Annotated in this window: 26 protein-coding genes; 17 read left to right on the forward strand and 9 right to left on the reverse strand. The window is 62.3% G+C overall.

Annotated features, from left to right (window positions below; translation table 11 throughout):
- Window positions 1–3: 3 nt before the first annotated feature.
- From A3AI_RS0104650 to A3AI_RS0104670, 5 genes are all read right to left on the reverse strand, one after another.
- Entirely contained in the window at window positions 4–1,404 is a 1,401-nt protein-coding gene (locus tag A3AI_RS0104650) for a VpsF family polysaccharide biosynthesis protein (protein WP_210163678.1), read from the reverse strand.
- Window positions 1,404–3,722: a Wzz/FepE/Etk N-terminal domain-containing protein gene (locus tag A3AI_RS0104655; protein ID WP_024514454.1), complete on the reverse strand. Its 2,319-nt coding sequence runs from the start codon at window positions 3,720–3,722 to the stop codon at window positions 1,404–1,406. The genes A3AI_RS0104650 and A3AI_RS0104655 overlap by 1 nt, the downstream gene beginning before the upstream one ends.
- On the reverse strand, window positions 3,703–4,845 hold the full coding sequence (locus tag A3AI_RS0104660; protein ID WP_245286832.1) for an outer membrane beta-barrel protein: 1,143 nt from the start codon (window positions 4,843–4,845) through the stop codon (window positions 3,703–3,705). Before A3AI_RS0104660 ends, A3AI_RS0104655 begins: the two co-directional genes overlap by 20 nt.
- Before the next feature lie 852 nt (window positions 4,846–5,697).
- Window positions 5,698–6,249 (reverse strand): polysaccharide biosynthesis/export family protein, encoded by a 552-nt coding sequence (locus A3AI_RS0104665; RefSeq protein ID WP_245286846.1) that lies wholly within the window; start codon window positions 6,247–6,249, stop codon window positions 5,698–5,700.
- A 131-nt stretch (window positions 6,250–6,380) separates the two neighbouring features.
- On the reverse strand, window positions 6,381–7,118 hold the full coding sequence (locus A3AI_RS0104670) for a metallophosphoesterase family protein (protein WP_024514457.1): 738 nt from the start codon (window positions 7,116–7,118) through the stop codon (window positions 6,381–6,383).
- 762 nt (window positions 7,119–7,880) lie between these two features.
- On the opposite strand from A3AI_RS0104670, the gene A3AI_RS0104680 reads away from it, so the two are divergent.
- Together A3AI_RS0104680 and A3AI_RS0104685 are read left to right on the forward strand one after the other, a co-directional pair.
- Window positions 7,881–8,630 (forward strand): sugar transferase, encoded by a 750-nt coding sequence (locus A3AI_RS0104680; protein WP_024514458.1) that lies wholly within the window; start codon window positions 7,881–7,883, stop codon window positions 8,628–8,630.
- A gap of 313 nt (window positions 8,631–8,943) precedes the next feature.
- The gene (locus A3AI_RS0104685) at window positions 8,944–9,597 is read left to right on the forward strand and encodes an FkbM family methyltransferase (protein ID WP_245286833.1); all 654 of its coding nucleotides are present in this window, start codon (window positions 8,944–8,946) and stop codon (window positions 9,595–9,597) included.
- 56 nt (window positions 9,598–9,653) lie between these two features.
- On the opposite strand, the gene pgm is transcribed toward A3AI_RS0104685, so the two are convergent.
- Entirely contained in the window at window positions 9,654–11,294 is a 1,641-nt protein-coding gene (pgm, locus tag A3AI_RS0104690) for a phosphoglucomutase (alpha-D-glucose-1,6-bisphosphate-dependent) (protein WP_024514460.1), read from the reverse strand.
- Window positions 11,295–11,354: 60 nt separating this feature from the next.
- On the opposite strand from pgm, the gene A3AI_RS0104695 reads away from it, so the two are divergent.
- The 10 genes from A3AI_RS0104695 to A3AI_RS0104745 all read left to right on the forward strand — a co-directional run bounded on the left by A3AI_RS0104695 (window position 11,355) and on the right by A3AI_RS0104745 (window position 22,268).
- On the forward strand, window positions 11,355–11,561 hold the full coding sequence (locus A3AI_RS0104695) for a hypothetical protein (protein WP_024514461.1): 207 nt from the start codon (window positions 11,355–11,357) through the stop codon (window positions 11,559–11,561).
- A 343-nt stretch (window positions 11,562–11,904) separates the two neighbouring features.
- Window positions 11,905–13,641, forward strand: coding sequence for a ubiquinone-dependent pyruvate dehydrogenase (poxB, locus tag A3AI_RS0104700; RefSeq protein WP_024514462.1), 1,737 nt, complete (start codon window positions 11,905–11,907; stop codon window positions 13,639–13,641).
- A 33-nt stretch (window positions 13,642–13,674) separates the two neighbouring features.
- Window positions 13,675–14,772, forward strand: a complete 1,098-nt coding sequence (locus tag A3AI_RS0104705; RefSeq protein WP_024514463.1) for a mandelate racemase/muconate lactonizing enzyme family protein — start codon at window positions 13,675–13,677, stop codon at window positions 14,770–14,772.
- Window positions 14,773–14,921: 149 nt separating this feature from the next.
- Window positions 14,922–15,401: a YidH family protein gene (locus tag A3AI_RS0104710; RefSeq protein ID WP_024514464.1), complete on the forward strand. Its 480-nt coding sequence runs from the start codon at window positions 14,922–14,924 to the stop codon at window positions 15,399–15,401.
- Window positions 15,402–15,465: 64 nt separating this feature from the next.
- Window positions 15,466–15,669 carry a hypothetical protein gene (locus A3AI_RS0104715; protein ID WP_024514465.1) on the forward strand — a complete coding sequence of 68 codons (204 nt, stop codon included), beginning with the start codon at window positions 15,466–15,468 and terminating at the stop codon, window positions 15,667–15,669.
- Between the two features lie 418 nt (window positions 15,670–16,087).
- The gene (locus A3AI_RS0104725; protein ID WP_024514467.1) at window positions 16,088–17,554 is read left to right on the forward strand and encodes a hypothetical protein; all 1,467 of its coding nucleotides are present in this window, start codon (window positions 16,088–16,090) and stop codon (window positions 17,552–17,554) included.
- Complete coding sequence (locus A3AI_RS45120; protein ID WP_024514468.1) at window positions 17,547–18,383, forward strand: hypothetical protein; 837 nt, start codon at window positions 17,547–17,549, stop codon at window positions 18,381–18,383. Before A3AI_RS0104725 ends, A3AI_RS45120 begins: the two co-directional genes overlap by 8 nt.
- A gap of 20 nt (window positions 18,384–18,403) precedes the next feature.
- A complete protein-coding gene (locus A3AI_RS42190) occupies window positions 18,404–19,423 on the forward strand; it encodes a hypothetical protein (RefSeq protein WP_024514469.1) in 1,020 nt (339 codons plus the stop codon).
- A gap of 13 nt (window positions 19,424–19,436) precedes the next feature.
- Complete coding sequence (locus A3AI_RS0104740) at window positions 19,437–20,531, forward strand: OmpA family protein (protein WP_024514470.1); 1,095 nt, start codon at window positions 19,437–19,439, stop codon at window positions 20,529–20,531.
- A gap of 123 nt (window positions 20,532–20,654) precedes the next feature.
- Window positions 20,655–22,268: an acyl-CoA synthetase gene (locus tag A3AI_RS0104745; RefSeq protein WP_024514471.1), complete on the forward strand. Its 1,614-nt coding sequence runs from the start codon at window positions 20,655–20,657 to the stop codon at window positions 22,266–22,268.
- A gap of 95 nt (window positions 22,269–22,363) precedes the next feature.
- Here the strand turns inward: A3AI_RS0104745 and A3AI_RS42195 are convergent, their stop codons facing one another.
- On the reverse strand, window positions 22,364–22,615 hold the full coding sequence (locus A3AI_RS42195; RefSeq protein WP_036047436.1) for a hypothetical protein: 252 nt from the start codon (window positions 22,613–22,615) through the stop codon (window positions 22,364–22,366).
- A gap of 145 nt (window positions 22,616–22,760) precedes the next feature.
- Here A3AI_RS42195 and A3AI_RS49225 point away from each other — a divergent pair, with 145 nt between their 5' ends.
- The 4 genes from A3AI_RS49225 to A3AI_RS0104770 all read left to right on the forward strand — a co-directional run bounded on the left by A3AI_RS49225 (window position 22,761) and on the right by A3AI_RS0104770 (window position 24,050).
- Window positions 22,761–22,994, forward strand: a complete 234-nt coding sequence (locus A3AI_RS49225) for a hypothetical protein (RefSeq protein ID WP_024514473.1) — start codon at window positions 22,761–22,763, stop codon at window positions 22,992–22,994.
- Window positions 22,995–23,107: 113 nt separating this feature from the next.
- Entirely contained in the window at window positions 23,108–23,326 is a 219-nt protein-coding gene (locus A3AI_RS0104760; RefSeq protein ID WP_024514474.1) for a DUF6894 family protein, read from the forward strand.
- A 10-nt stretch (window positions 23,327–23,336) separates the two neighbouring features.
- The gene (locus A3AI_RS0104765; protein ID WP_024514475.1) at window positions 23,337–23,543 is read left to right on the forward strand and encodes a hypothetical protein; all 207 of its coding nucleotides are present in this window, start codon (window positions 23,337–23,339) and stop codon (window positions 23,541–23,543) included.
- Between the two features lie 144 nt (window positions 23,544–23,687).
- The gene (locus A3AI_RS0104770; RefSeq protein WP_024514476.1) at window positions 23,688–24,050 is read left to right on the forward strand and encodes a PRC-barrel domain-containing protein; all 363 of its coding nucleotides are present in this window, start codon (window positions 23,688–23,690) and stop codon (window positions 24,048–24,050) included.
- Between the two features lie 72 nt (window positions 24,051–24,122).
- On the opposite strand, the gene A3AI_RS0104775 is transcribed toward A3AI_RS0104770, so the two are convergent.
- Window positions 24,123–24,383: an ATP-dependent Clp protease adaptor ClpS gene (locus tag A3AI_RS0104775; protein ID WP_245286834.1), complete on the reverse strand. Its 261-nt coding sequence runs from the start codon at window positions 24,381–24,383 to the stop codon at window positions 24,123–24,125.
- 175 nt (window positions 24,384–24,558) lie between these two features.
- Window positions 24,559–24,729 carry a hypothetical protein gene (locus tag A3AI_RS48670; RefSeq protein WP_198030059.1) on the reverse strand — a complete coding sequence of 57 codons (171 nt, stop codon included), beginning with the start codon at window positions 24,727–24,729 and terminating at the stop codon, window positions 24,559–24,561.
- 258 nt (window positions 24,730–24,987) lie between these two features.
- Between A3AI_RS48670 and A3AI_RS0104785 the strand changes: the two genes are divergently transcribed.
- The gene (locus tag A3AI_RS0104785) at window positions 24,988–25,191 is read left to right on the forward strand and encodes a hypothetical protein (protein WP_024514478.1); all 204 of its coding nucleotides are present in this window, start codon (window positions 24,988–24,990) and stop codon (window positions 25,189–25,191) included.
- Window positions 25,192–25,316 lie beyond the last annotated feature (125 nt).

Genomic DNA, 25,316 nt, shown 5'->3' on the forward strand with positions numbered 1-25,316 from the left:
GCCTCAGGCGTAGGCAGTTGCTCGTCGCAGCCGGGCGCGCGGCTGCCGTACCGGTGCAACCGCCCGCTCGCGCGGCAGCAGCAGTGTGATCATCACCGCGAACTGCGCGAGCTGGATGTTCTTGGAGGAGAAGCTGACCGAGCTTGCCGCGATGATGATGATCAGTAGCAGGACCAGCCATGCGGCGTTGCCCGAGCGTTTCAAAATCTCGGTAAAAAGGGCAGCCAGGCCAAGCGTCAATATGACCGTGGAGACGAATCCGAACTGGATCATGCCGGCGATCCAGAAATTCTCGATGCCGGCTTTCAGGCCGGAGGAGTTCTGGAGTGCGGTGGCGCGGACCGGATCTGGGCCCAGGACAAGCTCGTGCCAATCAAACCGGGAAAGCAACTCGACGGCGGCGTAGCGTGCGGAGGCGCTGCCCTTGTCGGAGGAGAATCGCAACAGCATCTTGTCGAAGACCCCGGTATTCAGCGCCAGGAAGATCAGGGCGGCGCTTGCGAACGTCAGGCAGATGGCGCCGGCCACCGCGAGCAACGGGACCCGTTCGCCGCGCAATACGCGGAACACCTGAAAGGCGGCCGCGCCGGCGATGATGAAGAGCGTCGTCACCAGCGACGTCCGGCCGCCGAATGCCATGAGGGATGTCAGCGAGAAGGTGATGAGCGGCAGGCGCAGGATGATCGGCGGACACAGGACAGGGCGAAACACCAGCGCCAGGACGTAGCCGGCGACGACGCCGGAGGCTGTCAGCGGATGGCCGAGCAGTGCCGAGGCACGCCATTCCCCCGTTATGATGACATCGCCGAGGATCAGCGGAATCAGGTGGTGGCCGGTGAAATATTCATGATAGCCGATGACGATATTGATCAGGATGGTGAGATGAAGGGCCCACAGCAACGGCCTGCGTTGTTCGGGCGTCAACCGCCAGATCACGAGACACAGCAGCAGCGGCAGCAGGAAAGTGTCGATGATCACGGTGAAGGGGTGTCCGGTCGCGATCATCTGGGTCAGCAGGCAGAGCCAACAGGCGAGGTAGAAAAGCAACAGCCGAGCGCCAGCGAACATCCTGACGATGTCGCCGACCGGATCGCCGTTGCGAATGATCATCAGGCCGAACGCGAGCACGGTGAAGTAGGTCGCCGGATGCAGCTTCTCGTAAAAATTCCCGCCGCTGGTCAAATAGTGGATCTTCCAGTAGCTCAGCATCCCACCGGACAGGGTGAAGAGGCTCACCGCTGCCAGCAGCATGAACCCCACGATCGCGGCGTCGATCAGCCGTATCAGCGCGGCGGGCCTGCTGACTTCGCCGCCTGTCGACCGCACAGCCGCCGCGGCGCGAACCGCGGTTGCGGGCAAGCGCACGGAAGCAACCGGAGACGCGGCTGGGGCACTCAGCGGCATTATTGCGCAGCCTCCGCCCTGAGTGCGGCGGTTGCGTAGGGCTTGAGATAGGCCGAGCTCTGGTAATAGTCGTAGAAGCGCAGCCGGCTCAGATCGACGCGTGTCAGCACCGTTCCGAGAATCTGCTCATGGACCGGCGACAGGAGCTCCATGGTGTGAGAGAGCACCTCGCCCGGCGTCTGGTCCCAGGCGAGCGCCAGCACGATCCGATCGGCAAGCTCGGCGAGTGCGCGACCATCGACCAGCGGTACCAGAGGCGGGGAGTCGATGACGACAAGCTCATAGCGGTGACGGCAATACTCCAGGACATCGACCATGCGATCCGAAAACATCAGCTCGGTGATGAACTCGGACCGCCTGATGGTTGTCGACGGCAGGATCGAAAGCCCCGTGCTTGGGTCCGTCAGGATCGCGCGCTCGGCGGCGACCTGGCCGAGCGCGACCTCGAGCAAGCCGGCCACGGCACGCGGGCAGAGCGAACGGGTCAGCTGCGGATTGCGAAGGTCTGCGTCGATCAGGAGCGTACGAATCCCGAGCGAGGCCAGCGACTGGGCGAGATTGGCCGCGAGCGTGGTCTTTCCTTCATTTTCGAGCGCGGAGGTGACGAGCACGACCTTGATCGGCTGAACGCGTAAGGTGCGCTGAATGGCAAGCCGGATGGCGCGGATCGCGTCGGCGAAGAAGGTGCCGGGCGCTTCGATCGCATAGCGCATCAGCGGAGGCTGCAATGCAGCCGGCAACAGCGCCGGGGTCCTCGGATCGTAGCGGTCAAGCTCGCTGCGGCCGAGCTTTGCTCGTCCGGCAAGCTCGCCGGCGCTGATCAGCGGCACCGCGGCCAGCGCAGGCACGCCGGAGATCTCCTCGGCCTGCTCCAGCGTCTTCACCCGCGCGTCCACGTAGTCGGCGAGGAAGGCGAGAACGCAGCCAATGCCGAAACCCAGTATCGTCGCAAGCCCAAGCACCGGCGTCGATTTGGGCCATGACGGCGCAATCGGGATAGAGGCCTTGGTGACGATTCGGGAATCCGGCAACTGCAGGCTCTGCTGTGCGGTGCTCTCCTTGAAGCGGGCGAGGTAGGACTCATAGAGCGTCCGGTTGGCCTCGGCCTCGCGCTGCAGCTCGCGCAGACGCACCTGCGCCTGCCCGGAGTTGTTCGCAACGCCCTGGAGCTGATCGAAGCTCTGCTGCAGCGATGTCTCGCGTGAGCGCGCGACATCATAATCATGCCGGGTGCTCTGCAGGATGCGCTTGATCTCATCGTCGATCAGCCGCTGGGTGTCCTTGAGCTGCGCGTGCACGTTGGCGACCGCGGGGTGGCGCGGCCCGTACTTGCTGAAGAGCTCAGCTTCGTTCTTGGCGATATCGGCGTATTGGGTGCGCAGCCGCGCGATCACGTCAGAGGAGATTGCCGCGCTGATGCCGCCGGCATCGCCGCCGCTCTTGGACAATTGCTGGGCCTGCTCATACTTTGCGCGCGCTTCCGCGGTCTGGGCGCGGGCGCCGATGAGCTGGTTGTTGAGGTCGGTGAGCTGCTGGTCGTTGACCGTCACGCCCTGCGATACCGTGAGGTTGTTGGCGGCCCGAAAATCCTCGACCGCCCGTTCCGAGGCTACGACGTGCGACTTCAGCTCGTCGAGCTGCCCGTTCAGCCAGTTCGACGCGATTTTCGTAGCGTCGTTCTTGGCGCGGACCTGCTCGTCGAAATACGCGTCCGCGACGGCATTGGCGAGCTCAGCTGCCTTGCGCGGCGATTTCGAGCTGACATTGATATCGACAAGGAAGGTCGTGCCCTGCCGGGCCACCTTCATTTGCCGCTGCAGGATATCGACCGCGCGGGCCACGGCGGCATCCTGTGCGCTGGCGCCGCCCGCAGGACCGCTGCTGCGAAACAGCCGCTTGATATGGTCGAGTACTGTGGGCGGCGGATTGAATTCCTCATCCCCGGTCAGCTTCAGCTTTTCCACCACGCGCTGCAGGATTGCGAGCGACTGGATCAGCAGCGCTTCACTGTCGATCGTGCCGTCGTCGGTGCCGTAATTCGACGTTTCGACCTGCGACTGGTTCGATTCGATTGCGGTTGCACGCCGCGGATCGACCAGAACCGTCGAGGTCGCCGTATAGAGCGTGGTTGACAGGAACAGCAGGTAGATCAGCGCGAGTCCGGCAAATATAGTCGGTGGGAGCGCGACCAATCGCCAGCGTCTGCGCAGGATCCGGGCCATTTCGCGAAGGTCGACGGTTGCCTGCGACGTCTTCGCAGGCAAGGGTGCCGCCGCTTCGCCCAGCTGCGACGGCTGGTCAGAACTGCGCTGTAACATTCAATCCAACCTGATGTTTGTCGTAGCTGAAGATGGGAACGTCGCTGTTGCGGTTCGTGTAGGTGTGATAGACGGCGATCGAACCGTAGCGACTGAGCTTGTATTTGACGCGCTGATCCGTGGTGATGACATCATCCTTGCGGATCATGCCGAAGAAGCGGTCCACCTCGTACGCGCCGGTCGCCGAGAACACGACGTTGCGACGTAACTCATAGTCGATGCCGAGCTGCAGGGCGTTCGCGAGCACGCCGCTCGAGCTGGTCTGCGCCGTTTCCGTGACAAGCTGTTCGGCCTTGAAGTTGATGTCGATCAGCCGCGTCGGCCGCCAGGTCAGCAGGGCCCGATAGGACGGGCCCGCGATGGTGCCGATGGTCGGATCGACGAATTGCTGTTGCACGTAGCCCGCGCCGATCTCGCCGGAGATGAGATTGGTCAGCCCGAAGGTGACGCCCGAGAGTGCGCGGTAGCCTTGTGAATCCAGCGGCTGGCCCGGCAACCCCTTGACGTTGCGGTCATTGCCCTCGGCGGCGACGAACACGCCGAAGATCGACGAGATGGTGTAGTCGGCGCGGCCGTGCAGCGAATAGATCTGGCCGCTGAGGCTGCTCTGGTCGATCACGGTGCCGTCCGCGGCTCGCGTCGAGCCATAATCATACGAGTCGGTGCGGAAGCCGAACGACGTGATCAGGCGGTTGAACTCCTTGCGCAGGCTGACATCGCCGGAAAACAGGTCATAGGGTGTCGGCTGCACCGCGCCGGCCGGCGAGCTCAGCGATCCCACCGCGAGATTGAGGTGCGCGATCTGGAAATTAGTGAGCAGCGTGGTGTCGTGCGAGATGTCATACCAGGCATTGCCCTTGAGGCTTGCGTTGGTCTGGTTCAGCCCGGGATTGCCGTTGTAGGCGATTTCCTGGGCATCGAGCGTCACATCGATGCCGTGTCGCTCCCACAGCGTATAGGCGCGCAGCATTGGCTCGATCGTGGCTGCAATGTCCGACCGCTTCAGGAAGTTCGAAGAGAAGACATTGCTGTCGTAGAACCCGCCAGCGAGGAATGACGGCAGGAACATCCAGGACCCGTCGCGGATTCCGACGGGCTCATATCCGGGCTGTTGTCGCTGCATTACCGGCATGTCCTCCGGAGCGACCGGCTCGCGATTTTCCGGAGCTGCCAGCTCCGGCAAAGGCGTCGGGTCGAATATCCGTTGCGCATTCCACGGCGGAGCGGTTGGCTCCATTATCTGCGGAATCGTCTGTGCCGCTGCCGGTGATGCGAGGCCGAGCACAATCGCCATCGCCAATAGCGTTGCAAACTCCAGACCACGCCGACGGGATGATTTCGGCTGATGAAATCCTCTTCCATTCGCATTCGGGCATGAGAGAGCAAACGCAGACATTCGACCACTTGTCCTTTATGGGCGGCGACGAGCACCGTTACTCAGCCGTGTCGAGGTTCGATCACTGCCCAAAAAAAACAGCGTGACGTTCGTTTGCGGTCCACAAGACCAAACCGCATTGCAGGGCATTCCGGATTCAGAACGAAGAAGTTCTCACTCACTGCAACGTGAATGAAGGGAAAAAGGTTTCCGCGTCGCAAAAAGATTTTGCATTGCAAAGAGACGACACTGTGGCGGGACGTCACGCGAAGAGCGAACGCTGCGAAGTGCGTTGGAACTGTGGCCTATCGAGTTGCATAAGTAGCGCGCAGTTCATCGTGACTAACACCTTATAGAGAGCATAAGTTATAGAGAGTGTGTGCTTCGCGTGATGCATGCGATAATTCGTGCGCGTCGCGAATGCTGAGTGTTACGCGGTAACGTTCGCCACACATCGCGTTCGAGCATCTTGATTAAGAAGACTGCGTTGCGGCGCTGCTTGTGTACATCCCTTGCGGTACGCGTATCATGAGTGCAGCATTGCATCACTCGACGAGCGCCGCGATGAGACGCAGGATGTGTAGCTTGCCGACGAAAACGTCAGAAGTAGCGCTCGGGGATTCGAATATTGTCGCCAGGAAAAATCGGAACCGGTAGATCCAGCGAGTAGACTTCCTCGGCGGATGTGCCAGCGCGCCGCAGGTAGACTTTGTTTTCGTTGGCGCGATAGGTGAAGCCGCCAGCGCTTGCGACGGCATCGAGGACGGTCAAGCCGATACGATAGGGAAATTCGCCGCCCTTTTTGACTTCGCCAAGTATATAATAAGGACGATAGAGCGCCACTTCGACATTGACGCGCGGGTCGCGCACGATGCCTTTCGCGAGCGCCGAAGTGACCGCGCCTTCGAGTTGCCGTGTGGTCAGACCCTCGGCCCTGACATGCCCGGCGAGCGGAATCGAAATCTGGCCGGTGCTGTCCACTTCATATTCGCCGGTGATGTCAGGCTCGCCGTAGACTTTCACGCGAACACGGTCGTTCGGGCCAAGGATATAGGTGCTGGCGGTGGGAGCTTGGACCGGCCGCTGCTCTTGCGCGGAAACTGCAAAGTGTGGGCCGATGCCTGCTGCTGCAAGCGCGATCAAGGCAAACACCCAAGAGAAGCGAGTCATTCGTTGCTGCATGGCTTCATCCCAACAGATAGAATTGGCACGGATAGTTGTTGCGCAAAGACGGCAAAAGAATGTGAGCATCCGCCGCTGCGCATCGATAGGCGAAGATCAGCCTATAGAAATTGAATTGATCTGCCTTCGAGAACCGCACATGTCAGCTTTCCCGACTGCCATGCACCCGTGTCGATGTTGATGCGATTGGGACGCACATCGGGATGGGGAACTGGTGTATGCCCATGAACAATGCACTTGCCGTGATGATGTTCGGAGTTGAGGAACTCGTCGCGGATCCAGAGCAGGTCGTGCATCGATTGCCGATCGAAGGGAACCAGGGGACGGATCCCCGCATGCACGAACAGATAATCGCCGCAACATATCCATGGCTTCAGACACTTCAGGAACAGCATGTGAGCGTGCGGAAAGGCCTGGCGGAATCGTGCCTGCAGCGTCTCGGGCTCTTCTCGGCGATCTGGCCGCAGCTGGACTCCATAGGAGGCCAGCGTCTGAAGCCCGCCGAGCTTGAGCCAGCTCTCAAGCGAACGCGGATCTTTCAGAAAGCGCTCGAGCAGTTCCTCGTGATTGCCGCGCAGGCAGACTGCGTTGTTATGCACCAGTCGCGCGGCCAACAGGTCGATGACGCTTCTCGAGTCGGCGCCACGGTCGACATAATCGCCAAGATAGACCTCAACTGAATAGGCAACGGGTCTTCGATCGACATCGTTATCGATGAGTTCGAGAGTCTCGGCGAGCAGGTCGGCTCGTCCGTGGACGTCGCCCACGGCGTAGATGCGGGTGTCTGCCGGCGTCGAGGCGGTGGTCGACGGCGAATTAGCAGCGGAGTTGAAGAGCATGATCCGCGATAGCGATCATGGAACCGGCTCGCGGTCAAATCAAAGTCGCGCCGTCATGCACTTGTGCAGATGATCTTAGGCCAGCGCGACGGCAAGCGCGGCGATGATCGCGATCCAGACCGCCGCGTTCCCGACGATGATTCGGTTCCGCAGCTTGCGATCGGGTGCTTCACGCGGTTTGAAGCGAAGGAGCACGACAGACTCCGCGATCGGCCTGTTGGCACGGGACCGGGCTGCCGACCCGGTGACGGCGTATCTAATTGTGCAGCGGTGCCGTCATTGACGGTCTGTGACATTCCAAGCCCCCGCTAAGTCGTCAGACCACGGAGCACCAATGTATTTTCCATGAATGAGTTCATTCAAAAGCAGAGATGTGGCGATTGTTGATTTTCGTCGGAACCGCATTCCCATCCAAGGCGCGTGCGAGCGTACGCGAGCGCGCAAAAGGTTCCTGGGTTTTGCGTGATGCATGGCTGCGTCGAGTGGAGCGCAGCGCAATTCGGATGCACATTGACGTAAGCGCTTTCAGCGCAAGGCAATTTTCTGCATTGCAAGAATCACAGGAGGCGGTTCCGCGCTCGCAACAGCAAACATCTTCGCTGCACCGCCCAATTTCGCTCATGAACTTCGGAAAAGTGTCAGCAAGGTAGTTCGGCGAGTCACGTGTTCGTTGATGGTTGCGTGCCGCGGAGAGTTCGGCTGTTGCCGGCACGTGCCGCGTCGTTCTTCCCTGATGTGATCAACTTGGCAAGAGGCGAGAGCATGGCGGCTACCCTTGCGGCGCGTTTGGAGCAGGACAACATCGCACCGCTTCTTCCTGAGCGGAAGTTTATCTCGGTAAGGCCGGTCGAGTGCGAGCGCTATCGGCATCGTAGCCGTTATCGGCGCCGTACCTTTCACATTGAACCGGCCGCATCGATCAGAAAGCGGCTGTTCGATGTCGTAATGGCGGGCGCGGCGTTGACGTTCTTTGCGCCGCTGCTGCTCGCCATCGCCGTGACCATCAAGCTGACATCGCCGGGGCCAGTGCTGTTCTTCCAGTACCGCTATGGCTATCGCAACCGGCGCTTCAAGATCTACAAGTTCCGCTCGATGCGCGTCGATGCTGGCGACACCACCGGTGTCAAGCAGACGGTCGAGGGCGACAGGCGAGTGACGTGGATCGGCAAGATCCTTCGCAAAACCAGCCTCGACGAGATTCCGCAGCTCCTCAACGTCATCAAGGGTGACATGTCGCTGGTCGGTCCGCGACCGCACGTGCCGGGCATGTTGGCGGCGAATCTCCCTTATGAGGATCTCGTACCCTACTACTTCCAGCGGCATTCGGCCCGTCCCGGAATCACCGGTCTCGCCCAGATCAGCGGCTGCAGGGGCAGCACGGTCGAAGCGCGGCGCGCCATCTCACGGATCGACTACGATCTCGATTATATCGAGAAGTGGTCGCTGAGGCTGGATATCACGATCATCCTGCGCACAGTTCGCAGCGAATTTCTCTCAGGTAGCGGTTTCTAGGACATGATCGGGACCATGAGGCCGCGTCAGCGTTGGGCTCGTAGCGGACGATCATGCTCGATCAAGAAACTGAAGCGTGACGACGGATCAACCCGGTCTCGCGCTTTGGGAGTATTGGAGCGAACAGGTCGGGGATGTCGTCTTGGCCGGGGAAGTTGGAAAAGAGATCATGCTCATGAGCACCAAGAAGCGAACCAAGGAGCTGTTGAAGGACGCATTCCCCTCGCTCTGGGTGCGCTGGCATTTGACATATCAGGCGAAATCGGCGGAGCACGAGCTCGAGTTCCTGGACAAGGTCGTTCCGCCAGGGGCCGTGACCGTCGATGTCGGTGCCAACTGCGGCCTCTATACCCGCAAGCTCGCGCCCCTCTCAAGGAAGGTTTATGCCTTTGAACCATCCCACAAGATGGCGGGGCTGTTGCGGCGGACCTCGGCACCAAATGTGAGCGTTCACGAGATCGCCCTGTCGGATCAGGTCGGCGAAGCCGAGCTGTTCATTCCAAAAGACAATGAGCAACTGGTCTACGGCCTTGCCTCGCTCGAGCGGAGACCGATGGCGCCAGAGCATAAAGTCACGTCGACGCGGGTGCCAATGGCGAGGCTGGATGCGATCGTTCATGAGGACGTTGCCTTCGTCAAAATCGACGTGGAAGGGCACGAGCTCAATGTCTTGAACGGTGCGGTCGAGCTGCTTGAAAACAGTCAGCCGGTATTTCTGGTGGAAGCGGAAGATCGGCATCGCGCGCAGGCAACGCGGCTGTTGTTCGAGTTCTTCGATGTGCGTGACTATCGTGGATATTTTCTCGCAGACAGCCGCGCGCTCCCTGTCGATCAGTTTCGTGTCGAGGCCATGCAGGATGCATCTGTCCTGCTGCCCAATGGCGGCCGCGAGGACGGAAAGAGCTACATCAACAACTTCTTCTTCTTTCCGCAGCATCTGGATGGTGAGGCGATGCTGAACGACTAGGCGGAGGTGTACCGAGTTTTGCAGTTCGCAGCGATTCAATCGGAACTCATTGCGACCTAGAACAACGTCGCCAGCGCGCTTTGCGCGTCGCTCTGGATTCTCTTCAGATGCGCTTCGTCGCGGAAGCTTTCCGCGTAGATTTTGTAGACATCCTCGGTGCCGGACGGCCGCGCGGCGAACCAGCCCATCTCGGTCTCGACCTTGATGCCGCCGAACGGCTGGCCGTTCCCCGGCGCCGTGGTCCGGGTCGCGTGAACCGGATCGCCGGCAAGCTCCTTGATGTTCAACCGTTGGGGGCTTGCGGACTTCAGGGCGTTCTTCTGTTGCGCGTTCGCCGGCACGTCGATCCGCGCATAGAAGGGAACGCCGAGTTCGGCGGTAAGGTCGTTGAAGAGCTGGCTCGGATCGCGTCCGGTCCTGGCCAGGATCTCCGCGGCGAGCAGGCCCAGGATGATCCCGTCCTTGTCGGTGGTCCAGACCGAGCCGTCCCGTCGCAGGAACGAGGCGCCGGCGCTCTCTTCGCCGGCAAAGCCGAACGAGCCGCTCCCAAGGCCCTCGACGAACCATTTGAAGCCGACCGGGGTCTCCACCAGCTTCCGGCCGAGCTTTTTGGCGACGCGGTCGATGATCGAGCTCGAGACAACGGTCTTGCCGATCGCCGCCTGTGGTGACCATTGCGGACGATGTCCGAACAGATAGGCGATGGCGGCGGCGAGGAAGTGGTTCGGATTCATCAAGCCGCCGGATCGCGTCACGATGCCATGCCGGTCGGCATCGGTGTCGTTGGCGAAGGCGACATCGAACCGATTGCGCATCGCGATCAGGCTGGCCATCGCGTAAGGCGACGAGCAGTCCATGCGGATCTTGCCGTCCCAGTCCGCAGTCATGAAGCGAAACGTCGGATCGACTGCATCGTTGACGATCTCGGCCTTGATTCCATAGCGCTCGACGATGACGGGCCAGAAATGCACCGCGGCGCCGCCCAGCGGATCGATGCCGATGTCGATGCCGGACGCCTTGATGACGGCCATATCCACGACATTGGTGAGGTCGGACACGTAGGGGCCGACATAGTCATGGGGGTGAACGAACTGCCCGTCCTTTGCACGTGCATAGGTGATGCGGGACACGCCCTTCATCCCGGACTCGAGATAACGGTTAGCGGTCTTCTCGACCTTGGTGGTGACGTCGGTGTCCGCGGGCCCGCCATGCGGCGGGTTGTATTTGTAGCCGCCATCATCAGGCGGATTGTGCGACGGCGTGATCACGACGCCGTCTGCCAGCGCAGTTGTTCGTCCCTTGTTGTAGGTCAGGATCGCATGCGAGATCACCGGCGTCGGCGTGTAGCCGCCGCGATCGTCAACCATGACGTTGACGCCATTGGCGGCAAACACTTCGAGCGCGCTGACCAGGGCTGGCTCCGCGAGCGCGTGGGTGTCGATCCCGATGAACAGCGGCCCTGACAGGCCGGCTTCGCGGCGATAGTCGCAGATCGCCTGGGTCGTGGCCAGGATATGGTCTTCGTTGAACGAGCTTCGCAGCGACGAGCCGCGATGTCCTGAGGTACCGAACGCGACTCGCTGAGCGGCATTGGCAGGGTCCGGCTTGGCTGCGAAATAGGCCGTCACCAACCTCGGTATATCGGTGAGGGACTCCGGGGCGACCGGCTTGCCGGCATTGGGATCGAGAGCGGCCACTGAATTTCTCCGGACGAGACGACAACCATCGCTATAACGCACGAAACCTAACACATATCCATGGCGTGGGCGGCCGATCTGGCGAAGGGCCGGCCGTCCCGGACAGAGGCCGCGGCCGGCCGCGGTCAGATCCGATCAGGACGCAGTCGAATTTCCGGGCACTGCATCTATCTGGGTTACGGCGCCCAGAACTCGCTGCAGCTCGCCAAAACCCCTCCAGACGTCATCTTCTCCACTGTCTTCGGCAACGGCACGACGACGATCTAACGCGGTCAGCCCGTCCGGACCTTGATTTCGCTGCGAAATCGTCCGCCTCTCGATCCGGTGCCCCCGGGCTTCGAGCACCGGTTGCGAACTAACGGCATCTCACAATACCTAACAGGACATATTGTCGCCGCTCGCATAACCTCCTTAGATCGAGGTCTGTGCACGGCCGATCCGCAGCCTCCAGCGGCCGCGCTGCAAACGAACGCGATTGTCATTTGGCGGCGCGCAAAGTGGCGGGTGAACTCCGGCTGGACGGCAGCGCACCAACGCCTGAATTGCAGCCCGCCGATTCAGCTGCGTGACCAAGGTCAAGAACCCCTGCAAGAACCCCTGGGAGAGTGAGATGGCGATCGAAAATGTGGCCGATCTTTTCGTGGCAACGCTGGAACAGGCCGGTGTCAAGCGAATCTACGGGATCGTGGGCGACAGCCTGAACGGTCTGACCGAGGCGCTGCGAAGCCGGAGCACGATCGAATGGGTGCATGTCCGGCATGAGGAGGTCGCGGCCTTCGCCGCAGCCGGCGAAGCGGCGATGACCGGCAGCCTCGCGGTCTGTGCCGGCTCCTGCGGGCCAGGCAATCTGCACCTCATCAACGGCCTTTTCGATGCGCACCGCAGCCGAGTGCCGGTGCTTGCGATCGCCGCCCAGATTCCGTCAGGGGAGATCGGAGGCGGCTATTTCCAGGAGACGCACCCGCAAAACCTGTTTCGGGAATGCAGTCATTATTGCGAGCTTGTCTCCGACGTGAGCCAGATGCCCTACGTCCTGGAGAATGCTATTCGCGCCGCCATTGGTCAGCGTGGCGTCGCCGTCGTCGCCATTCCCGGCGACGTAGCGCTTCGCAAGGCGCCGCAGCGCGCGCCATCCGCCTCGCGCAGTCTTGCGCTCGCGGCCCCCACGGTCGCGCCCGAGGCGCAGGAGGTCAAGGCGCTCGCGTCCATGCTCAACGATGCGCGGCGGATCACGCTGTTCTGCGGACGTGGTTGCGCAGGCGCGCATGCGGAGCTGATGCAACTTGCCGAAGCCCTGAAGAGCCCGATCGTTCATGCGCTGGGCGGCAAGGAATCTGTCGAATACGACAACCCGTACGACGTCGGGATGACCGGCTTCATCGGCTTCTCGTCAGGCTACGCGGCGATGCATGCCTGCGACGCGCTGCTGTTGTTAGGGACGGATTTTCCTTACAAGCAATTCTTCCCCACAGACTGCAAGATCGCACAGATCGACATCCGTCCGGAAAATCTGGGGCGGCGCTGCAAGCTCGACCTTGGCCTTGTCGGCGACGTCGGCCTGACGATCAAGGCATTGCTGCCGCTGCTCAAGGCGAAGACCGAGCGGAAGCATCTCGACGCCGCGATCGCGCATTATAAGAGCGCGCGTGAAGGCCTTGATTCGCTGGCCCAGGGCACACCGGGACGCAAGCCGATCCATCCGCAATATCTCGCAAGGGTGGTCAGCGAACAGGCGGCGGACGACGCTGTCTTCACCTTCGATGTCGGCACCCCGACGATCTGGGCCGCGCGCTATCTCAAGGTGAACGGGCGCCGCCGGATGATCGGCTCTCTCGTACACGGCTCGATGGCGAACGCCATGCCGCAGGCAATCGGGGCGCAGGCGGCGCACCCCGGTCGCCAGGTGATCTCGCTATCCGGCGACGGCGGCTTCTCGATGCTGATGGGCGACCTGATCACGCTCACGCAGATGAAGCTGCCGGTCAAGGTCGTGATCTTCAACAACGGCGTGCTCGGCTTTGTCGCGCTTGAGATGAAGGCGGCCGGTTTTGTCGACACCGGTGTCGACCTCGCGAATCCCGACTTCGCCGCGATGGCGCGGGCGATGGGCCTGTTTGCGCGCAGGGTCGAGGATCCCGGCGAACTGCCGTCGGCGATGAAGGAGATGCTCAGCCATAACGGGCCCGCGCTGCTCGATGTCGTGACTGCCAAGGAGGAGTTGTCGATGCCGCCGACGATCACACCGGCGGAGGTCAAAGGGTTCAGCCTCTGGGTGCTGCGCGCCGTGATGAACGGTCGTGGCGACCAGGTGATCGATCTGGCGAAGACAAATCTGCTGCCGCGCTAGGCGGACCCGATCGCAGGACATGAGGAGCACGCCATGAAGATTGCCCGCATCGAAGCTATTCCATTGCGGATTCCCTTTACGACGGGTGGGCCGTCGGGCGTGGGCGTGTGGGGCGCGGGGCAAACGGTGGATTCGCTGATCGTATCGGTCACGACCGATGCAGGTGTGGTCGGCTGGGGCGAGGCGTTCGGGTTCAAGACCATTCCGGCCATCAAGGTCGCCATCGATACCGTTCTGGCGCCTGACTGCATCGGTCGGGATGCGACGCAGATCGGCAGGCTGATGCTCGACCTGCAGAAGAAATTCCACGTCTTCGGGCGTAGCGGCGCGCTGATCTACGGCCTTTCGGCCATCGACATTGCGCTGTGGGATATCGCCGGCAGGGCGGCGAACAAGCCGGTCTACAAGCTGCTCGGTGGCAGCGACGCAAGCTCGCTTCCCGCATACGCAAGCCTGACCCGTTATGCGGACCCTGAATTCGTGGCAAAGAACGTCACGCGCGCGCTGAGCAGCGGCTATCGTCATCTGAAGTTGCACGAGATCGACGTCAACTGCGTGCGCGCCGCGCGCGAGGCAGCCGGCGATGACATTGAGATCATGCTCGACGTCAACTGCCCATGGTCCGTGCGCGAAGCCCTCGACATGACCAGGAAGCTGCGCCCGTTCAACCTGCGCTGGCTCGAGGAGCCGGTCTGGCCGCCCGAGAACTATTCGGGACTTGCCCGGGTCCGGCAGGAGGGCGGCATCCCGATCGCCGCCGGCGAGAATGCCTCGACCGCGATGGATTTTCAGCATCTGCTTGAAGCGAAGGCGGTCGACTTCATTCAACCGAGCCCCGCCAAAATGGGCGGTATCACGGAGCTTGCGAAGGTCTTCGCGCTGGCGAACGCCAACAACACCACCGTGAAGGTTCATACGTTCTACGACGGCCCGGGCCTGCTTGCGGCCGTACATGCAAGCGCGGCTTTCGGCGGGCCCGATGCGTGGGTGGAGTGGCGCTATTTCGACCTCGAGGCGCAGCTCTATGGCGAGGCCATCATCCCGAACAAAGGCGCAATCGCAGTTCCGCAAGCCCCGGGACTGGGTCTCGAGCCGAGCACGGACGTCATCCGCAAATATCGTCAGGCCTAGAACGTGATGCGGACCGGTGGGGCGTGTTAGCGCAAAGTGTGTGATCCCTCAAACACCTCCTAACGTGAGCTAACAGCGGTTAACACGACACATTGCCGCGACCGTCATAGCCTGCAGTCATGGAAACATGAGCGCGGTTGAGGTCGCCAATGATCCGCAGTTACAATGATCACGCTGCAAACGAGCGCACGTTCCTGGCCTGGCTGCGCACGGGACTGTCGGCCGTGACGTTGGGGATCGTCGTCAAAAAGGGTTCACTCCTTGCCGCGATCGCTGGCGCGTCGTCGCCCCAGCTAGCGGGTTCGGTTCCGGACCATCTCTCCAGCTATGCGGGGCCTGCCCTGGTCGGCTTAGGCGTCGGAGCGATAGCTGCGGCCGCCATCCGCTTTGTCCGCACCGCCTGTCGGATCGACGATGAAAGCGTACACTCCGCCGGGGTTGTTCGGCTAGCTTCGGCTTTTTTGCAGCGGCGGCCGGAAGACGCTTTGACAAACGACGCTCCGGCGTCCAGCCGCAAGGGGACTATCTTGCAGAGAGCGCAGCGGCTCAACCTGAGGCTTGTCGGAGGTACCGACGATCCTCGGACCACGGCAGCCGCATCGCAAGCGAATCACCCTGTCAAGGGTTGACGGGCGTCTCTTACGATGCAAGCTCGTGCGTATGGGGCGATTTGCGCAGACGCGCTGGGCGCGCATGAGCAGCGGGCAGTATTGCTTGATCCGCGATCTCGGCCTGGTCAAGGGAGGCAAGGGGCTGCGGCACCACGAGGTGGTGCTCACGCTGTCGTGTCGCGGTATCGTCCGTTTCCTGATCGGTGTCGCGCGCCAGACCCGTTGGCGCGATGTGGGCAGGGGACTCGATCGGATATCCCGCACAGCGGACCAGTCGCGCAAATAACTGCGTACCCCGAACAACAAACGGCTCCGGCCTGGAGCTTGACCGGCCCCCATTAACATTCGGACATGAACGGGCAGGGCGAAAGCCCGCGCGATTGCGCCCTGTCGTGCGCGAGCACGCCATTGGCCGCCCAAAGGTCGCCGCGAAGTCCGAATTTGACAGCGCGGAGCGTCATTTTTTGGCAAGGCCGGTCGAGACCGTCGGGAAGCCTGTGCGCGGCCGCTTGGCCGGCCTTTGCCGCAGGCCACAATCCCGCTAGGTATGGCGGATCAAGCCGCATGTCGGCTGCTTTCCGGACAGGCCTGTGTACGACCTCAATTCCCTCAACACGAACGAGCCGAGGCCATGGCACGGCGCGTTGCGCCATCGACGCTGCCGCCTCGCTCCCCAAGGCCCCATAGGATAGACTGAAATCGGCATGAGCGCTCCCGGAACCCGCCAATCGCCCATTGCGCGCATTCGCGCGCTCTTGAACCAGCCGACGCATCACTATCGTCCGGCGACCACGGTCTTTCTCGATCTCAATGTCGACCGCCTGGCGGACCAGTTCGAACTGGTCGCCCGCGGCAGTGAGCGCGGCGCGGAGGGGCGGCCGTCCTCGGACGCCCAGACCATGGACGATATCGAGCACCGGGTGGTCGAGCGTATCGAGGCGCACAAGCAGGATGCGCACACGATCTATCTCGATCACCTCCACACCTATGACGAGCGGATCACGGCGCTGAGCTTCGAGGAGCGGTTTGCGACCATCCAGCAGGCCGCGCCCGAGGCGGTCGGCGATTTCAGGGCGGAGGCGACCGTCGGCCGCGACGAGCTGTTCGTGCTGCGGCGGCGGCTGAATGAATCCGAGATCGAGCGCGAGCGCTTCCGCGCCCGTCACCGCATCGAGCGCCCGGCGCGGCTGTCGAGCCCGGGCAAGATCATCCTCAAGATCGGCGTCCTTGCCATTCTGTTCATCATCGAGGTCGTGATCAACGGCAGCTTTCTCGCCAAGGCCAATGTCGGCGGCCTGCTCGGCGGCGCGGCGCAGGCGGTCACCTTCGCAGCATTGAACATCATTGCCAGCTTCTTCTGGGGCATGGTGCTGATCCGCCTGATCAACCGCCGTAACTACTTCCTCAAGCTGATCGGGCTTCTCTCGTTTCTCGCCTATGTCCTGTTTGCGGTGACGCTGAATCTCACCCTTTCGCATCTTCGCGAGATACCGCCGGCGATCGCCGTTTCCGACAATGTCGGCCAGGTGGTGCTGCATCGCCTCCTCACCGCGCCCTACGCGCTCACCGACATCAATTCCTGGGTGTTCTTCTCCATCGGTTTCATCTTTTCGCTGATTGCGATGGCCGATGGACTGATGTTCTTCGATCCCTATATGGGCTATGCGGGGCTGGAGCGGCGTTGGATCGAGACGACCCGGCGGTTTGCCGACGCCAGGATCGAGCTGATCGAGCGGTTACGCGATATCCGCGAGGACGCGACAGAGACCATGAACGAGGCGGCACGCGATTTGTCCGTTCGGCGCAGCGAGTATGATGCCCTGCTGCAGGGCCGCGAGCGGCTCGCCCAGCGCTTTGCCCAGCACCAGAACCAGATCGAGCAGGCCTGTCGAGCCTTGCTCGAGATCTACCGTGAGGCCAACCGGAAGGCGCGCACCACGCCTGCACCTGATTATTTTGCCAAGGCCTATGCGATGGAGCGCATCGCCTACACGGCCGCCGAGCCGGACTCCAGCGCGCGCGAGCACCTGCGCAAGATGATCGCCGACACCCAGGAGATATTGAACCAGCAGATCAAGGCCATCCACGACGCCTTCGACAACGCGGTGAAGACCTATCGCGAGATCGACGAACTCCTGCCCGAGAAGAAGCCGGAGACCAAGCGTGGCTAGGCGGCGTCCGCGACAGCGCAAGGATTCCGGGCTCGGCTGGGCGGGCCTCGGTGGAATTCTCCTGCTGCTGCTCGCCATCGCCTCCGGCGGCGCACTGGCCTATTTCTATTTCTCCGCACCCGCACGCCCCGTGCTCGATGCCCAGACGCTGTGTCCGGTCAACGGGCCGCAAGGCATCACCGTCGTCCTGGTCGATACCTCCGACGACCTGCCGGAGACCACGCAGCGGGAGATATTGGGCCAGCTCGACGACATGATCACCACGCTGCCGCCGTTCTACCGGCTCGACATCAGGGTGCTGGATATCGCGGGCGTGCGCAGCCGTTCGCTGTTCTCGAAATGCAATCCCGGCGATGGCGCAGGCCTCAGCGAATGGACCGACAATCCCCGCATCGCGCGCCTCAGATGGATCGAGGACTTCCGCAAGCCCGCGGCGCTCGCGATGAAGAGCAGCATCGCAGCCGCGAAAGCCAACAACTCGCCGATCATGGCGGCGATCCAGGACATCGCCATCGACCAGTTTTCCAGCGCAGCCAGCCAGGACGCAAGGAAAACGCTCTATGTCATTTCCGACATGATTGAACACACCCGCGACTACAGCCAATATCCCAGGGCGGGTGACCTGTCGTTCCAGCGTTACAGGCAGTCGCCGGCCTATTTGAAGTTTCGCACCGATCTTCATGGCGCTACGGTCATCATTCGGTACGTGACCAGGCAGGTGAACGGACAGCCTCTGGTTGATGGGACCAAGCACGTGGAGTTCTGGAAGGCCTGGATCGAGGACAGCCGCGGCATTTTCGGCGGAGCGAAGCGGCTCCAGGGTGCGTGACGGAAGGAGCAGGAACTAGCGTGGCAGCCTATGACGAGACACCGCGTCTGCCGCCTGGCCTGTTGAACGGGCTGTTGTTCTTTGCCGTGGTGGTCGTGGGCAGCGGCTATATCATATTCGCCAAGCTGGAGGATTTCGGCGCCGTCGCGGTCACCTCCGTCCCGGTTCTGATCATGATCGGATACGGGGTGCTGTTGGGCGCGCGGCTGTTCCGGCTGCGCGACGACCAGGCCGGCGACAATCTCTACTACATGGGCTTCCTGTTCACGCTCACGAGCCTTGCGGTCTCGCTCTATCAGTTTTCGGCGGCAGGCTCCGCGGAGCAGATCGTGCAGAATTTCGGCATCGCGATCGCCTCGACCATCGCGGGCATTGCGCTGCGCATCCTCTTCAACCAGATGCGGCGCGATCCGCTCGAGGTCGAGGCGACGGCGCGGCTTGAGCTTGCCGAGGCCTCGCGGCGGGTGAAGCGGGAGTTGGAGAGCGCGATCCTGGAGTTCGGCTATTTCCGCCGTGCCACCCAGCAATCGATGGGCGATGCGATGGACGAGGTGCGCGAGAGCATGGACAAGGTCCGCGGCCTGTTTGCCGGCGAGGTCGAGCGGCTTGCGGCGGCCGCCGGTCGGCCGCTCGAGGAGACAAACCGGAAGTCGGCGCAGACGCTGGACAATCTGAACGAACGCACCGTCCAGATCCTCGATTTCTCCAGGCAATTGGTGCAGGAGGGCGAGCAGCTGGCGCGCAGCACGACCAATGTCGTCAAGGCGATCGACTTCACGCTGGCAAAACTGGCTGCGTTGCAGATGCCGGACCGCGCAGTCGACAGCAAGCTCGCGCCGATGATCCAGGGCCTGACCGAGGCAGTCAACGCGTTCGGCGAGAGCACCGAGGCGCAGGCGAAAAATATCGAAATCAATCTCAAGCACACCCAGAACGCCGTCGTTGCGATCGCCCAGGTCCTGCAGGAGATGCGCACCACCGAGACGGCAAAGTCCGCCCCGCGTTCGCGCGGCGCCAGCGCCGCAACGGACCGGTCCTGAGAGGAAACTGGCCATGGAAGGACAGATTGTACAGCAGCGCTCGTCCTACCGGCAGGGCCTCGTTCTCGGCCTGACCATGGCCGAGATCATGATCCTTTTGGTGTTCTGCCTTCTGATCGCGATGGCGACCTTCCTCAAACGCGAGGAGAGCAAGCGCGTCGCGGCCGAGCAGGAGCTGCGGCAGGAGCGCCGCGAGATTGCGCAGGCGCGCAGCGTGCTGGCCGAGCTCAAGCCGAGCGCGGCGCTCGGCGAGAAGCTGCAGACCTGGTCGGGCCTGAGCGATCCGCAGGCGATCGACCGGTATTGGCGGGAGCTCGTGGATGCCCGTACTGTGGTGGGTGAGATCGAGAAGAGCGGCATGTCGGTCAAGGAGTTCCGCGACACCCTCGCGACGGTCGCGGCGCTGCGCGCCAACGGCATCGACGCCGACAAGGCGATCCGCAATGCCCAGCTTGTCGCCGCGATCGAGCGTGCGATGACGAAGCCCGGCCAGCCGCCGGCGCCGACCCAGGCAATTTTGGATACCATCGACCGCGGCGTGAACGGACCGGGTCCGGCCGGCCACCAGTGGCCGCCGATCATCCGGATGAGCGAGGCCGACGGCTACTTCTTCAGGACAAGAAGCGCGGAATTGTCGCCCGCCTTCCGCGATACGCTGCTCAACGTGACGCCCCGCGAAATCCTCGACTACATCAGGAAATACGACGTCGATGTGATCGAGGTGGTCGGACACACTGACGAGCGCCCGCTTCTGGCCCGGCAGTTCTCCAATCTCGACCGCGACCTTTCCTTCGTTCTGAAGAACAACGCCGACGTCGCCAGCCTCATTCCCGCCGACAACGCCGGGCTAGGCCTCGCGCGCGCCGTGTCGGTCGTCAGCGTGCTCAGGCTGAGTCCGCTACTTGCCAACTACAAGATCATCCCGCTGTCGGGCGCGCAGCTCGTCAATACCGACGAGACGCTCGCCCTCGACGGATCGGCGGAAGACATCCAGCAGCGCCGCCGCATCGAAATCCGCCTGCGCAAATCCGTGCCCCATGAACCGGCCATCCCGAGCGACCCGGCCATCGATTCCTTCCCGCGCTCGATCATGACGACGCCACGGTAATGGCTTGTCCCGTCGCCCGTAGCGTCTGCACGCAATATTGACCCTCCGATCCACAGCACCTTAGGCTGACGGGTCACGAAGATCGGGCGTCAAGCCCGCGGCGGGGCGCGGTTTGGGGGAGATATGAAGAGCGACATCGCAAGCACAATTTCGAAGGCGCGCGAGCATTCGATTGGCGACCTGTTGCGGCGTTCTGCCCAGCGCGATCCGAACAAGATGGCGCTGATCTGCGGCGAGGTGCGGTGGACCTTTGCCGGGATGGAGGCGATCTGCAATCGGCTCGCCCGCGGCCTGCTCGGGCTCGGCGTTGGCAAGGGAGATCGGCTTGCCGTGCTGTCGCGCAATTCGCATGCCTTTGCAGCCTTGCGCTTTGCGGTGGCGCGGATCGGTGCGATCCTGGTGCCGATCAACTTCATGCTCAATCCGGACGAGATCAATTTCATCCTCGCCAATTCCGGCGCGAAGCTGCTGGCCGCGGGCCCCGATCTTGTCGAGACGGCGCGTACCGCAACCGCCAAGGGCTCGACGATCGAGAAGCTGATATGGCTGCCGGGCGAAGATCCGGCTGCGCCGCCGGCCGGCATGACCACCTTCGACGATCTCCTCGATACCGACGCGTCGGCGCTTGAGACGTCAGTCGATGCCCGCGATCCCGCCCAGATCGTCTACACCAGCGGCACGGAGTCGCTGCCGAAAGGCGCGATGCTGACCCATGAGGCGGTGATGTGGCAGTATGTCAGCTGCATCATCGACGGCGGCATGGCGGCCGGTGACAACGTGCTGCACGCCTTGCCGCTCTATCACTGTGCGCAGCTCGACGTCTTTCTCGGCCCCGCGATCTATCTCGGCGCCTCCGGCGTGATCACGTCCAAGCCGGTTGCCGACAACATCCTGGCGCTGATTGAGACACACAAGATCACCGCCTTCTTCGCGCCGCCCACGATCTGGATCGCGATGCTGCGCTCGCCCTCCTTCGACAAGACCGATCTCTCTTCGCTGCAGAAGGGCTATTACGGCGCCTCGATCATGCCGGTGGAGGTGCTGCTCGAATTGCAGCGGCGTCTGCCGAATGTGAAATTCTGGAATTTCTACGGCCAGACCGAGATCGCGCCGCTCGCAACCGTATTGAAGCCGGAAGACCAGCTGCGCAAGGCGGGCTCGGCCGGCAAACCGACCATCAATGTCGAGACGCGCGTGGTCGATGTCGACATGAAGGATGTCGCGGCCGGTGAGGTCGGCGAGATCGTGCACCGCTCGCCGCATCTGTTGTCGGGCTACTACAATGACCCGGCAAAGACCGCGGCCGCCTTCAATGGCGGCTGGTTCCACAGCGGCGATCTCGCCACCGTCGACGCCGAGGGCTATGTCACCGTCGTCGATCGCGTGAAGGACATGATCAAGACCGGCGGCGAGAATGTCGCGAGCCGCGAGGTCGAGGAGATGATCTACCGCCTGCCGGCGGTGTCGGAAGTCGCCGTCATTGGTCTGCCGGACCCGCGCTGGATCGAGGCGGTCACTGCGATTGTCGTGGTCAAGAGCGGCGCGGCGCTGGACGAGGCCGCTGTGATCAAGCATTGCGCGGGCGCCATGGCGCATTTCAAGGTCCCCAAGCGCGTCGTCTTCGTCGACACCTTGCCGAAAAATCCCTCCGGCAAGCTGCTCAAGCGCGAGCTGCGCAAGCGCTTCATGGACGGTGATACGCTGGATGGCGCGGTGCAGAAGAGCTTTGGCACGTAAGCGTCAGCCGCAGCCGCTCTGGCCATAGGTCACGTGTCCACCGAGCCGAGGCCAGACAAAAAAAGCTGTTGCGGGCGCGGGCCCCTTCGAGGTCCTCACTGCGACCGCCGACCCGTCTTGAAGCTGTAAGGTCCCTTCGGCTGTCGTCGCAAGCCGTCCGGCAGCACCTCCTCCTCACTGGGCATCGGTTCCGAGCGGACGTCGGCGCCGTGCTGCGCTGCTTCGTGCGGAGTGACCGCTTCGTGCACCTGATCGGGGGCTGGGCGGCCGGCGTCGTTGACGGCGTCATAGGCACCAGACCGCGTGTCGCGGAAGTCGGTGCCGGCAAAGCTGCGTTTTCTGCTCATCTCAAAGGTTCCGCTTCGCGTTCCGAGGTACCCTCGTGAGCTAACCTCGCCAGCCGCTTTTGTTTCCCGGAACAGGTCGGGCGCCGGCGCGGAACGCAGCATACGGATCAACGTTAACTCCGGTAGGACAAGAGAGGCATCGACCATGGGACTTGCGCAATACGCCGTCACGGCCGTTGGCAATCATTGGACTGTGCTCCACGACGGGGACGCGAAGAGCGAATACGAGACCAAGGAAGCCGCATTCGAATCCGCTGCAGCCGCCGCGTCGCTCGCGATCCGTCAGGGACACGAGGTGCATCTCAGTGTGCCAGGCAATGCGCAAGACGGGGCGGGGCGACGCGCGGGAGCGACGGCTCGAGTGGAATCGGGGGACTGACCGGTCGCGCACGTATGCGCGCGCGGCGCTGTCCCTACCATTCCGCTCGACGAGCAGAACAAGCCTGCGGCAGGACGCTGATTTCGTGGTGATCTCCTCCCGCGGAGAGCGAGATGTCCCTTTATCATTTTGATCTGGCGAACACCAAAACCATCGAGGACAAGGGGACCTTCGAGCTGGACGACGACATCGAGGCGCTGGATCTGGCAGACTTGATCGCACGCCGAATTCTCCGGCAACGTCCAGAGCGGAAGAACCGGCACTATTTCATTATTGTCACCGACGAAGCGGGCGAGGAGATTGTTCGCGTTCCGCTCGAGATCATTCACTGAAAGGAAAGCGATGGCACACTCTCAGCAGGGTATTGTCCGCGACCGCCAAGGTCAGGAGCAGCCGGCCGACAAGGAGCGCGCGCAACGAGTTCATAAGGTCGACCCGAACAAATCAGTGTCGCGCGAGGCCACGCGCGATCCACGATTGAACGACGCTGAGAAAACGCCCGGCTCCGGCATGACGCCAGACGACAAGGGCGAGCCGCCAACCGGTTGAAAAAGTCGTGTTTCGACCTGTACGGTTGTACGCGATCGTACGCTCCTGCGCGGATGCTTCCCGACGGCCTCGGTCATGCCGGCTGCGGAACCCGCAGCGACACCGCGCCGTTGGATCGCATGCACATCTCAAAGGGAGATTGGAATGGCCACCGACGCGAGAGAAACCGGCAACCTGATTGGAAGTGATAAGGTCGAAGGCACCGCTGTTTACGGCGCAAATGAGAGCAAGATCGGTTCAATCGAACGGGTGATGATCGACAAGGTCAGCGGCAAAGTATCATATGCGGTGCTCGGCTTTGGCGGTTTCCTGGGCCTTGGCAATGATCACTACCCGTTGCCATGGCAGTCGCTCAAATACGACAAGCGTCTTGGCGGCTATGTCACCGGCATCACCGAACAGCAGCTGCGCGGGGCGCCGAGATACGGCGAGGACGCCGAGTGGAATTGGAGCGACGTTGCAGGCAATCGCGCGCTCAATGACTATTACGGCGTTCCCATCGTCTGAAGCATTGCAAGGAAAGAGGCCACCCCGATCGGGGTGGCCTCGAAACGCCTCAAGCTTCAAGCAGGGCGATGCTTACCAGTTTTCCCACCTGTCTCCTCGCCAGTAGCCACGGCCCTCATGCTCGCGGAACACATAGTGCTCGCTGGGACCCGACCTCCAGTTGTCATCATGCACGATGACCCGCGCCTCCGGCGGATAACGATAGGCCTCATGCGTGTGCCAGCAGGTGTTGCCGCTGCAGACGATCGCTGCGGATGCACTCATGCTGGTGATGGCCACGAGGCCTGCACCGACTGCTGCGCTCGCAAGGGTCTTACCCAATGACGTCATCATGTCCTCCTCTTGATGTCATTGCCCGCCTGCCAACAGCGTAGAGGGTGGATTCGTTCCGGCAACCGAGAGGCATTGACGGGTAAGGAACCGGCGGAACAAGCCGCGCATTTGCCCATACATTTTGAGCCCGCCCGTGACTTTCTCGGATCGCGTTGGCTGGCTGGCGGCACGGCATTTACGCGGTGTGCCCCGGCTCAACGTCCTTCGGCGTCTTCTTCTCGCGTTGCGGCGTCATCTTTGCTGGATCCGGCGCGCCGGGAACGCCGCGCGGCCCAAACTGCCGGCGCTGGATGTCCTCTTCGGAGAAGGCCGGTTCGACGCCGTTTGGTTCGCGAGGTCTGGCCATGAGATGCTCCTTTGCAGTGTGAGAATGCCCCTGGGGCAATGCCGCGGCTGAAGGCCTGTTCCAGAGGGGCGCGGCGCGATTGCGGGTAAGCCGAACATTGCGGTATATCCGGCGGGACGCCGGCATTACCGGATTAAGTTCTTGTGAGAATAGGCGAGCTTCCTTGAAACCGGGGTCGCAGACATCATTTGTGAATACAGGTTCCGGCCTGTCGCCGTCCGGGCGGCATGAGATTTGCGGGGCCACCAGACACTTACAATGAGCACTTCGATCAAAAGTCACGGTCGGTTCTGGACCGAAGAGGACGACAATTTGCTGCGCACCATGGCAGCGGCCGGCAAGAGCATCACGCTGATGACAGTGAAGCTCGGCCGCCCAATACGCACCATCAGGTCGCGCGCCCAGGAGTTGCATATTCCATTGCCCGGCGAGGACAAGACGACCAAGCGTTGGATGGGTTAGACGTCCGGTGGCGACCCGTCATCCGGAGGAGCGCGAAGCGCGTCTCGAGGGATGCGGGTCTCGACGGATGAACGGCTCACGCCGTAGCCCTGGGGCCGTCGCCCTTCGAAGCTCGCTTTCGCGAG

Source organism: Bradyrhizobium sp. Tv2a-2, from assembly GCF_000472425.1.
Lineage (GTDB): Bacteria > Pseudomonadota > Alphaproteobacteria > Rhizobiales > Xanthobacteraceae > Bradyrhizobium.

Coding starts and splice junctions, on each gene's coding strand:
- A3AI_RS42195 (WP_036047436.1), bottom strand. CDS start 22,615: ATGAGCAGAAAACGCAGCTTTGCCGGCACCGACTTCCGCGACACGCGG.
- A3AI_RS0104770 (WP_024514476.1), top strand. CDS start 23,688: ATGGCCACCGACGCGAGAGAAACCGGCAACCTGATTGGAAGTGATAAG.
- A3AI_RS48670 (WP_198030059.1), bottom strand. CDS start 24,729: ATGGCCAGACCTCGCGAACCAAACGGCGTCGAACCGGCCTTCTCCGAA.
- A3AI_RS0104775 (WP_245286834.1), bottom strand. CDS start 24,383: ATGATGACGTCATTGGGTAAGACCCTTGCGAGCGCAGCAGTCGGTGCA.
- A3AI_RS0104695 (WP_024514461.1), top strand. CDS start 11,355: ATGGCGTGGGCGGCCGATCTGGCGAAGGGCCGGCCGTCCCGGACAGAG.
- A3AI_RS0104785 (WP_024514478.1), top strand. CDS start 24,988: ATGAGCACTTCGATCAAAAGTCACGGTCGGTTCTGGACCGAAGAGGAC.
- A3AI_RS0104715 (WP_024514465.1), top strand. CDS start 15,466: ATGAGCAGCGGGCAGTATTGCTTGATCCGCGATCTCGGCCTGGTCAAG.
- A3AI_RS0104725 (WP_024514467.1), top strand. CDS start 16,088: ATGAGCGCTCCCGGAACCCGCCAATCGCCCATTGCGCGCATTCGCGCG.
- A3AI_RS0104660 (WP_245286832.1), bottom strand. CDS start 4,845: ATGCAGCGACAACAGCCCGGATATGAGCCCGTCGGAATCCGCGACGGG.
- A3AI_RS0104760 (WP_024514474.1), top strand. CDS start 23,108: ATGTCCCTTTATCATTTTGATCTGGCGAACACCAAAACCATCGAGGAC.
- A3AI_RS0104765 (WP_024514475.1), top strand. CDS start 23,337: ATGGCACACTCTCAGCAGGGTATTGTCCGCGACCGCCAAGGTCAGGAG.
- A3AI_RS49225 (WP_024514473.1), top strand. CDS start 22,761: ATGGGACTTGCGCAATACGCCGTCACGGCCGTTGGCAATCATTGGACT.
- A3AI_RS0104705 (WP_024514463.1), top strand. CDS start 13,675: ATGAAGATTGCCCGCATCGAAGCTATTCCATTGCGGATTCCCTTTACG.
- A3AI_RS0104740 (WP_024514470.1), top strand. CDS start 19,437: ATGGAAGGACAGATTGTACAGCAGCGCTCGTCCTACCGGCAGGGCCTC.
- A3AI_RS0104670 (WP_024514457.1), bottom strand. CDS start 7,118: ATGCTCTTCAACTCCGCTGCTAATTCGCCGTCGACCACCGCCTCGACG.
- A3AI_RS0104650 (WP_210163678.1), bottom strand. CDS start 1,404: ATGCCGCTGAGTGCCCCAGCCGCGTCTCCGGTTGCTTCCGTGCGCTTG.
- A3AI_RS0104655 (WP_024514454.1), bottom strand. CDS start 3,722: ATGTTACAGCGCAGTTCTGACCAGCCGTCGCAGCTGGGCGAAGCGGCG.
- A3AI_RS0104680 (WP_024514458.1), top strand. CDS start 7,881: ATGGCGGCTACCCTTGCGGCGCGTTTGGAGCAGGACAACATCGCACCG.
- A3AI_RS0104745 (WP_024514471.1), top strand. CDS start 20,655: ATGAAGAGCGACATCGCAAGCACAATTTCGAAGGCGCGCGAGCATTCG.
- A3AI_RS0104710 (WP_024514464.1), top strand. CDS start 14,922: ATGATCCGCAGTTACAATGATCACGCTGCAAACGAGCGCACGTTCCTG.
- poxB (WP_024514462.1), top strand. CDS start 11,905: ATGGCGATCGAAAATGTGGCCGATCTTTTCGTGGCAACGCTGGAACAG.